This is a genomic window from Flavobacterium sp. 2, assembly GCF_049949195.1.
Taxonomy (GTDB): domain Bacteria; phylum Bacteroidota; class Bacteroidia; order Flavobacteriales; family Flavobacteriaceae; genus Flavobacterium.
In genome coordinates, this window is the sequence record NZ_CP188206.1 from 424,423 (window position 1) to 434,991 (window position 10,569).

The window sequence follows — 10,569 nt, forward strand, 5'->3', positions numbered from 1 at the left end:
TTATTTAAAAATTACTATTTAACATTCCAAATTTCTTGAATATTTATTTTAACAGGTCCTATTAGACCTGAAGGCAGCAGCGGTGTGTCCTTTTGAAAGAAATCCACTGTACAAAAGGCAATGCGATTTTTACTGGGACGTGGCGTTTTATTTTTTACCCAGTCAGGAATTTCCAAAAGATTTCTTCCGATTGGTATATTAGAAAATGATCTCATTGGTCCCCACTCGCAGTCTTCAGGCTCTGATTTATCTCCTATAATACGGTTAGGCCACAAATTAGTTACCTTTACTTCAAGTTGATTATCTCCAGCTTTACAGAATTCAGTAATATCAGTTACAAATGGTGGTTTCCATAATAGTTCTGCTCTTTTCCCATCTACTGTTACAGTTGCAATATTTTTAACATCACCTAAATCAATCATTATTCGCTTATTGGATTTTAATTGTTTTGAATTCAGCTTAAATGATTTTTTATATTGTGCCGTACCTGAGAAAAACTTAATTCCTGAATCAGTATGCAAGGGCCAGGAAACAAGATTATCAAAATGAGCTGTTAGAGGAGCACCGCGATTTTCCTGAAATTGTACTTCCCAATTTTCATTTAATAGTATTGACTCCTGATCCTGCTTTTGTGTTACAGTAACCGTTTTGCCATTTTGCAATGACAAATTATAAGTTCCTTTTTTACTTAAAACCAACTGATTTTTATTAGATAAATAAGGTATTATATTTTCATCTGCCCCATTAATAGAAAGACTTTTTATGGCAGTAATCTGATTGTTAACTGGTTTTCTAAAAACAACAAAGCAAGAACCATAACTCTCTAAATTGAGGCTTACTTTAGTTCTTCCGTTTTTATTTTCCCAGACTAACGCATTCGTGATTTTTCCTGTAACGGCATCCCAAATTTCGGGTTGCATGCCATCAACTCTAAAACTGATAGTGGTCGCAATTTTACCTTTTGATTTATTGGACATAAAATAATAGTTCTCATTTCCATCTTTACGATGAATCCAGCCAATATCTCCCGCATTATTCAAGAATTCGACATCTTTAGATATACTTTCAGCTGCTAAAGCTTCTTCAGGAGAATAACCAGCATATACTTTTCCTTTTCCAATTTTTACAATTTTTTTGCTTTTGTTATTTTCTAAAGAACCAAAAAGACGTTTGCTGATATCAGATACTTCCTTATTAGTTAATTCATAATTATATAACCCGGAACTTCCGGCAAATCCGTTACCCACAACAATAGCTCCTTCATTTATAAGAGTTTCAATTTTTCTGGCAAGCTCTGGTTCTATTTTAGGCTGATTTGGAAGTATCAATATTCGATAAGACATTCCGTCAGCAAGGGTAAGGGTATTATCTTTAACTTTAAAACGTGTCAACAATTCTTTTTCACTACAAACATCAGCTCTAAATCCTTCCGGAATAGGAGTGTCTTTTTGTCGTTGCAATTGCAGATAACATAAATCTCCAACAAATAATCCTTTTTGCAACAGAAGCTGACATCTGGTTACATACTGAATCCACTCGGCAGCACCATGATCCCACCATGTTTGTCCTGGACCAAATTGAGTTCCCCACCATCCCATTACCATTCCCGGTTTCAAGTTAGGCCAAGGCTGATGCGCACTGGCATGAAGCACAAAAAGATTCACCCCCTCGCAAAAAGCCTGGTCTCCTGTAGCTTTCAAATCTGCTAAGTCATTTTGAAATGCATATTGGGGTTGACCTGTAAAGGCTTCTGCCGCAACTATTTTTTTACTGTTTACATGCGCATTACTCGCAACTGGCAATATACTGTCCCAGCCCCATGTAGCGGGTTTTGTCCAAAATTCGCACATAAGAACATCGCCAATGCCTCGAATTGCCATATCATCAAAATTTTTCTTTCCTGTACCATAAGGCTCCACCAGAAATTCCATTCCAGGCGTTTTGTGGACCAATTCTTCTAAATAACCATAATAATTATCTGTAAATAATTCATTGATAGTTCTTTGCCAATCATATTTAAAACGTTTGGAGCTATTTTCTGACTCAACAGTATAACCAGCGATAACCGCTAGCCATGGATACAGATCATATCCACGACGCTGTTTGAAATCTGCAGGCATTTCAAACGTCCAGTCCTGGCTTCCGGCTTCGTAACTATCAATTTCTATTCGTTTGAAACTTTTCCCGGCATGGTCACCCGCTAACTCCATTAATTTAGCAGGATATAATGACCAGAATTTATCTAATGCTTTTCTGCTCAATTTATCAACTTCCAAACCCTGACCTGATACAGGTCCAGTTAAATTCATATGTCCAGTCGTAGTATGACCGAAGCGCAGAACTGTCCATTCCCCTTGAGGAAGTGCTTTTATTAGCTTATCAGCGCTATCAATGGCATCCGTTAAGACAATAATATTTTCTTTCTTGACAATTGCATCTCCACTGGGAATAGCAATTAAACAAATATCACTGTAATAATTCCACTTAGAATCGATTTCCGCTTTAGGTATGGCAACGCCTTTTGATGAATTTCCTCTGACTGTGGTTTTAGACCAAATTAATTTTTGCATCGAATCCTCAACTTCTATCCCAGGAGCTCCACTTGAACTCCACCCGGGACAATTATGAGTTCCAAAGTCCATTCCAAGACGTTGACATTCATCTAAAGAAAATTTCATTAAATCAGTCCATTTATCTCCTAAAATAGTGACACTGGGATCGTTTATATCAGCCTCGGAACCACCTACTAAAAACTGCTGAACATTTTTTATCCCAATTTTTTTATAGGCCTCTAAATCCGATGTTATCCCTTCTTTGGTCACACAACCGTTCATCCATTGCCATAAAACATAAGGGGTAGGGCCATTTGCATTTTTAAAGTCAGTTTCTATTTTATCCTCCTCCTCAATGCTAGTTTCCTTAAATATAAAAGATGCACTTAAGAACAGAATAGATACCAATACAATTAATAGAGATGTTTTTAAAAAATATTTAAATTTCATATTTTCAATTTAATAAGTTATATGTTTCCCTTTATAAGAAGAGTGCAAAAATAATATACATTATTTTTTTACTAGTTACTTCAAATCGGATAATTGTAATTAATTACTTGAGCTTAAATTAATCCTACCCTCTTTTAATCCGTCTCCTGTCACTGATAACTCGATTTTTCCGGCTTCTTCCGTAGATTGAACCAATACAACCAATTTACCACTAAATAACTTCATAGTTGGCAGATGAAATTGCTCTAACGAAGTCGCATCCCCGTTACACGCGGCACGATATGTTCCTTTCCCTGTAACATTAAATTTTAATTGCTGTGTGGCTGTCGGACAAGGATTCCCATCTTTATCAACTACAGAAACAGTTACAAAGGACAAATCTTCACCATTGGCTTCCAGCGTATTTCTGTCAGCTTCCAATTTGATTTGATAAGGTTTTCCAGCTGTGCGTATTTCTTGCTCTGCAACCGGTTTTCCATCTTTGTCAAGTGCAATCACTTTCAGGGCTCCAGGTTCGTATTTGACATCCATCCACATCAAACGATATCTGGTTTGAGGAGTCGAGTTGTTTTTTTTCTGGATCCCCATACTTTTCCCATTTACAAAAAGTTCGGCGCTGTCATAATTTGTATAGACAAAAACAGGTGTTGTCTGTCCTTCTCTGCCTTCCCAATTCCAGTGAGGCAGAATATGTAAAGTTTTCGCCGTAGTATTCCAACGGCTTCTGTACAAATAATATCTGTCTTTTGGCAAACCTGCCAAATCACTTATCCCAAAATACGAACTCCTTGAAGGCCATTTTTCATCATAAGGTGTCGGTTCTCCCAGATAGTCAAAACCTGTCCATACAAATTCTCCAATTACCCAGGTTTTGTCATCCTGCAGTATAAAATCGTCTTCAGGCAAATTAGACCAGCTGCAATATTCTAAATCATATGAAGAAGTCTGAAAATCATCATATTGCTTAAATACTGCTTTTTCTGCCGGAAATTTATAAATACCTCGGGAACTCACTGTTGAAGCTGTCTCTGAACCCAAAATAAATCCCTGTGGAAATTTTTTAAAAGCTTCCTCATATAAGTGTACACGGTAATTTAATCCCGGAATATCCATCAATGCTGCAAATCCTGATTCCATTGTTGCCTTGACCTGATCCATTCCTACCGTAACTGGCCGTGTTGGATCTTCCCTGTGAAAAATTTCCTGAAGCCATTTGGCACGTTTAACACCTTCTTCTCCCTTTTGATCAGGAACCTCATTACCAGAACTCCACATTACAATTGAAGGATGGTTCCGTGTCGCCCTCACTAAGTTTATGATGTCTTTTTCAGCATCCTTCTCGAAAAAACGGTTATATCCGTTTTTAACCTTTGGCTTTGCCCATTCGTCAAAACTTTCGGCAAGGAACATAAACCCCATTTCATCACACAATTCAAGCTGTTCCATTGACGGCATATTATGTGAGCTTCGAATGGCATTGCATCCCAAATCCTTTAAAATAGTCAATTGTCTTCGAAGCGCGGCCTTATTGATTGCAGTGCCCAGCGGTCCCAAATCATGATGCAGGCAAACTCCTTTGAATTTTCTGATTTCACCATTCAAACTAAAACCTTTTTGGGGTTCGAATTTTATTGTTCTGATCCCAAAACGTGTTCTGGTTTCATCTTTGAGAACATTCCCATCGTACAATTCAGATACTGCTGAATAAAGGTAAGGCGTTTCAGGACTCCACAAATGTGGATTTTTTAACGCTATATTTTGCTCAAATTCATTTGCAAAAACCGAAGTAGTCTCGTTCGCAGCTACTTCATTTCCTCCTGCATCTATAATCCTGGTGACAAGCCGAAGATTTTCACCTGTAACTTTTGTTTTTATATTCACTTTAGCCAGATCTTTTGAAACTATGGGCGTTGTAACAAAAGTTCCCCATTGATCAATACTCTCTTTATTTTTGACAATCAATTTTACTTTTCTGTACAAACCTGCACCCGGATACCAGCGGGAGGACTGCCCCATATTAGACAAATGAACCGCCAGTAGGTTTTCTTTATCGGCTAAAACAAAATCGGTAATATCAAAATAAAAATAATTGTAACCGTAATTCCACTCACCTATCTTCTTATTATTCAAAAATACTTTGGGCTCACTCATTGCTCCCTCGAAAAGAAGTATCACTTTTTTGTCTTTATCAAGATTCTTAACTGAAAACCGGTTTCTATACCAAGCCTCTCCTATGTAAGGCAGGGAACCTGTTCTGCCTGTTTTTTCAGTAGGTGTTTTTTCTCCATTTTGGATAATTGCCGTAGTTTGTTTGTCTACCTCCTTGTCGAAAGGACCATAGATAGCCCAGTCATGCGGAACACTTACAGTCTCCCACTTAGAATCGTCAAAACCGACCAGTGTAGCATTCTCATTTTCCCCCTTGTTAAACTTCCAATTATTTGACAAGGTAAGGTTGTTGCGGAGATCTGCTTTTTTTATCGTTGTACAGCAGGAAAACAGCGTAATGAAGGCAATCAATACTGTTCTATTTATTTTGTTTTTTTGTCTTTTTATCAAGTTTCCCATTATACCCTTTACAGCTCAAGCAATTTTTAAATTAATAAAAAACCTGCCGGTTCAAAGACCAGCAGGATTTCACAAAAAAAACTTAACTACTTAAACTTAATTTTAAATATTTTTATATTGAATAAATCGTGATTTCTTAACTTTTAGGATTACAGCTAATTGCTGTAGCCCTCGTTTTGTTTGACAATCTTGTTTGACTCAATAATTACATACTGAGGTATTGGATACAGTACGTTGAAGTCCTGCGCATTTTTGCCGCGTAATACTGCTCCGCTTACAAACTTTCCATGACGTATTAAATCCTGCCTGCGCTGTCCCTCAAAATAAAGTTCACGGCCGCGCTCTGCCAATAAATAATCATCAAATGCCTGTTTGCTTGCTTTGGCGGCATTCGGAATGCTTGCATTGGCACGATCTGCAACAAGTCCAGCAGCATTTACTGCATTGATGGTGGGGCCATTAAGCTGATTTTCAGCCTCCGCATAAGAAAGCAGAACTTCCGCATATCTGATAATCGGCTGCTCTTTCTGAATACCGTATAAAGCAAATTGAGTGTTGGTAAATTTCAAAGGAATTGCACCTCGCATAACTGTTCTTGTCTTCTGTTCACCACTTTGTGTACTGTAGCTCTCCAAAATTGTTTTTTTTCGTTTATCCGTATTTTGAAAAGTATCATAAAAATCCCAGCGCATGCAATAAACCTGCCAACCTGAAAAAAATACCTTTTCATCTCCCCTTATGTAGGGCTTATTATCAAGATTATAGCCTTTTTTAAAATCCGCGGGAAGTACTTCCGTCACAAAATAATTATCTGATGCAGTATTTGAAGGAATTGCCCATATCTGCTCATTATTTCGTGCATTGTTAAATACATCTTCATAGTTAGGGAGCAGGCCAAATCCCATGGTCATTAATTTTTCAGTAGCCGTTTTTACTTTGCTCCAGTTTTTTTGATGCAGGTAGAGTTTCATCTGTATTCCATAAGCAATGGCTTTAGACATACGTCCCCAATTTGTATTATCACCATTATATTTATCAGGCAAATTAGAAGAAGCTACAGCGTCATTTAGATCACTCTCGATATACCCAACATAGGTCTGAAGATCCGGACGCGGTAAAATAGTGTTGTCACTTAGTGTTGAAGGGTCAAGTTTTACATTTACAGGCCCAAACCAGTCTAAAAGAGCAAACATATAATACGCACGAAGTGTTTTCACTTCGGCAGTATAACGCTCTTTTACAGCATCGCTTACGGGACTCTTAGCAATCTGATTGATAATATCTGTACATCTTGCCACAAAACGAATAACATTATAAGTATTGTTCAAAGCTCCTCCCGAAGCAGGTCCAACTGTAAAATTTTCATAGACATTACCCTCTCCATATGCAAGCCCCTCATCTGTAGAATAGAAACCTGCAGCTAGGTAAGCATTGGCATCTGCGTTGAACAGCGCATTGTACCACGATCCAGTGCCTCCGTCAGAATATCCCCAATTGGTTGTACAGGGAACATAAAGACCTGTAACTCCTGATTTGATATCTCCTTCAGTTTTGAAGAAATTTTCCGGCGTCATATCCGAATAAATTTTTGTATCCAGGGCATCTTCACAGGATGCAAAAAACATACATCCCATTACTAAATAAAGCCCATATTGCTTGAATATATTTTTTTTCATGATTCAGAATTAAAAATTAACATTTACTCCTAATGAAATTGAGAGTGCTTGCGGGTATGGATTTTGTACCGCAAATTCAGGATCGAAACCTTTGTATTTCGTAATTGTCGCCACATTTTGCGCATCTAGAAAGAAACGCAGGCCTTGCAAGGTTTTGTTTTCAAACAATTTTGCCGGCATTGTATACCCTAACGTAATACTGTTCAATCTTATATAGCTGGCCTTGGAAATAAAAAAGTCGTTTGTAGCAGTTGGATTTGAACTGTCATAAGGATTTACTGCAACTCCAGGCATCCATCCATTTCCATTTTGGCTGTTCCAGACTTCCGAAATATTGGTAAAAGTATTGCCCGGAGCCACACCATTGTTTCCAATGACCCACATATCTGGAATCTGTCCAAGCGATCTTTTAAATCCAAATGCGCCATAGAAAAAGAAATTAAGGTCAAAATTACGGTAGGCCAGTGTATTTGAAAAACCCATGGTTGCATTCGGAGTGCTTATACCCAGCTTTACCACATCTTTGGAATCTAGTACTCCATCATTGTTGATGTCTTCGTATCTGATATTTCCAAGTACTGCATTGGGCATATAGCTAGGCTTGTCAGCCTGTGTCTTGATTATTCCGTTTGTTTTCCAACCATAGATCGTACCTAGCTGATCATTTTCACCAACATAAGCAGGCAATGAAACTGCTGGATTTCTTTTGACCCACGTAGTTTTGAATTTAGAAAAATCCAAAGTGGTGTTCCAGGTAAATGTATCTGTCGAAACATTGAGACTTTTTAATGAAAATTCAACACCGCGGCTCTGTGTTTCGCCGATATTTGCGGCCACACGCCCTACCGCATTATTTGATGGAAGTGTGCGATAATCCAGCAAGTCTTTTGCTCCTCTTTGATATAATTCTACAGATCCGGTAATTCTTTGATTAAAAAAGCCGTAATCTATACCAATATTTATGGTGTAGTCCGTCTCCCATTTGAGATCTGGATTAGATATCTGGGTCAAAGCAAGGCCAGTATTGACGGTATCTCCAAAGAGATAATTGTAGCCTGACTGGTACAAGGAAAGCGAATTGGCTCCCAAAATATTCTCATTCCCCGAAGTACCGTAGCCTACTCTGAATTTCAGATCGCTTAAAGTCTTGGATTCCTTTAAAAAAGATTCTCCGCTGATCCTCCATGCAGCTGAGACACTTGGAAAAAATGCCCATTTATTATTCTCTGAAAAATAACTAGAACCGTCTCGTCGTCCTGTAAAAGTCAAAATGTATTTGTCGTCATACCCGTAGTTGAACCTGAAGAATTGTGAAAGTTTTGTTCTTTCGTTTCTCCATGAACGGATTTCACTTCGTGTTCGCTCTTGGGCAATGCCGACATTGCTTGCTCCGAAGGCATCTGTAAAAAAGCCGTATCCCCCCAACCCAAATCCATAGCCTGAATTTGTATAGTATCCAGCACCCAGGACCGCGGAAATGCGGTGTTTGCCGTTAAAGGTCTTATCATAATTCAAAAATCCTTCTGCACTTCCGCTCGACAGATTTGTAGAACCCCATTGTCCAAAACCTGTTGTGACAGTAGTATTTTGTGCGGCAACCGGAATATAAAATTCACGAGTGCTCTGCTGCCCGTCATAACCTCCCTGTGCTTTGATGCTTAATCCGCCGGCTATTTTATACTCAATAAACGGAGCTATAAAAATTCTGTTTGTCCTAGTGTCGTCTGTGAAGGAAAGGAACGAAGCTGGATTATTGATGTTCTGGCGGTATGATTTGGAATAAAATCCATTTTCATCCAGCACAGGAATATCCGGAGCATATCGAAGTGCATTCAAAATCATATTGTCCCCATTTCCCTGAGGGCCAAAAGAAGCACTGTTGGCGCCTGTCATGGCATAACTCAATTTGATTCCACCTTTTAGTTTTGGAGAAAATTCCTGATCCAGGTTGAGCCGGATGCTGTTTCTCTTGAAATCAGAATTTTTCAGTAATCCATCATTCTTGTAGTAATTGTAAGCCAGAAAATATTTTGTTTTTTCGGTGCCGCCGCTCACCGATAGGTTCTGATCTATTATAAATCCGTCACGGCTCACCTCATCCATCCAGTTTGTTTCGGTCTTGTAATTGTTGACATCAGCGAAGATAGGATTATAGCCGTTCAAATTAATTGGATTATTTCCGTAAGCACCCATTTTCTGAGCATATAGATAATATTCTTTAGACCAAAAATTAGCCTGTTCCCTAAAGTCTTTTGCTCCCAACACTTCAGGATATTTTTTCATCATCTGGCCCGTAATAGTGCTCCTGTACTCTACTTTTACCTTTCCGCTCTTTCCGCTTTTAGTTGTAATCAAAACTACCCCGTTAGCGGCAGAAGCACCATAAATAGCTGCAGCAGAAGCGTCTTTCAATACCTCAATGCTTTCAATATCGCTAGGATTAAGAGAATTGAGCGGATCCCTGTCAATACCGGTCTTTAAATCATAAGTTCCTGTATTGGTCTGATCAGCACTCGCTGCATTCAAAATCGGGACACCGTCGATAACATACAATGGCGCATTGTTCCCGTTAGGCGAAATCGCGCCACGTATATTGACTGATATTCCTGCGCCCGGTTGCGTGGTTCTCTGTACTACCGTCATACCTGCGACACGCCCTTGTAGCATCTTGTCGATACTGGAAGAAGCTACGGTATTTAGATCTTTTGTTTTTACTGAAGCAACAGCGCCTGTAAGATCCTTTTTGCGCATGGTCCCATATCCAACAATAACAATTTCATCAAGAGCCATAGTTTCTTCAGCTAGTGAGATATTCAGTGAATTTCTGCCGTTTAACGCAATTTCTTGGGTTTTGAAGCCTGTAAATGAAACAATAAGGATCGCATTTGTATCAGGCACATCAATAGTGAAATTTCCATCAAAATCAGTTGAAGCGCTGATTTTAGTTCCTTTTACAAGTATGGTGGCGCCCGGTAGTCCCAATCCGTCAGTAGCAGAGGTAATTTTTCCTTTGACAGGGATCTGAAAATCCAAGTCTACTAGAGGTTCTGTTGCGAGTACCTTGATACTCAAAAATAAAAACAGCAGCAGCATTTTGCTGCGCCTTGACATGCATTTTTTGATAATTCTCATAATTAATAGTTTGGTTAGTAGTTAGTAATCTATACTTCAATTTTACTGCATCCATAAAGAAGCAGTTGATTTCATATTACCGCATTTGTTCTTGTGATCATTTCAAATGTTTTAATGGCTTTCAAGCAATTTAGCAGCTGTTTTGAAAGCAGTTTTCGAAATTTGTCTTTTTGCGAATGTTTGTCATGTGT

At 38.5% G+C, this 10,569-nt stretch carries 4 protein-coding genes; all 4 read right to left on the reverse strand.

The annotated features are described in order from the left end of the window. Positions 1 to 14: 14 nt before the first annotated feature. A complete protein-coding gene (locus tag ACNFIH_RS01760) occupies positions 15 to 3,002 on the reverse strand; it encodes a glycosyl hydrolase (RefSeq protein ID WP_426485209.1) in 2,988 nt (995 codons plus the stop codon). Between the two features lie 99 nt (positions 3,003 to 3,101). After that, on the reverse strand, positions 3,102 to 5,570 hold the full coding sequence (locus ACNFIH_RS01765) for a DUF4982 domain-containing protein (protein WP_426485210.1): 2,469 nt from the start codon (positions 5,568 to 5,570) through the stop codon (positions 3,102 to 3,104). Between the two features lie 155 nt (positions 5,571 to 5,725). Then, positions 5,726 to 7,246 (reverse strand): RagB/SusD family nutrient uptake outer membrane protein, encoded by a 1,521-nt coding sequence (locus tag ACNFIH_RS01770; protein ID WP_426485211.1) that lies wholly within the window; start codon positions 7,244 to 7,246, stop codon positions 5,726 to 5,728. 9 nt (positions 7,247 to 7,255) lie between these two features. Continuing rightward, positions 7,256 to 10,378 (reverse strand): SusC/RagA family TonB-linked outer membrane protein, encoded by a 3,123-nt coding sequence (locus tag ACNFIH_RS01775; protein ID WP_426485212.1) that lies wholly within the window; start codon positions 10,376 to 10,378, stop codon positions 7,256 to 7,258. Positions 10,379 to 10,569 lie beyond the last annotated feature (191 nt).

Coding starts and splice junctions, on each gene's coding strand:
- ACNFIH_RS01770 (WP_426485211.1), bottom strand. CDS start 7,246: ATGAAAAAAAATATATTCAAGCAATATGGGCTTTATTTAGTAATGGGA.
- ACNFIH_RS01765 (WP_426485210.1), bottom strand. CDS start 5,570: ATGGGAAACTTGATAAAAAGACAAAAAAACAAAATAAATAGAACAGTA.
- ACNFIH_RS01760 (WP_426485209.1), bottom strand. CDS start 3,002: ATGAAATTTAAATATTTTTTAAAAACATCTCTATTAATTGTATTGGTA.
- ACNFIH_RS01775 (WP_426485212.1), bottom strand. CDS start 10,378: ATGAGAATTATCAAAAAATGCATGTCAAGGCGCAGCAAAATGCTGCTG.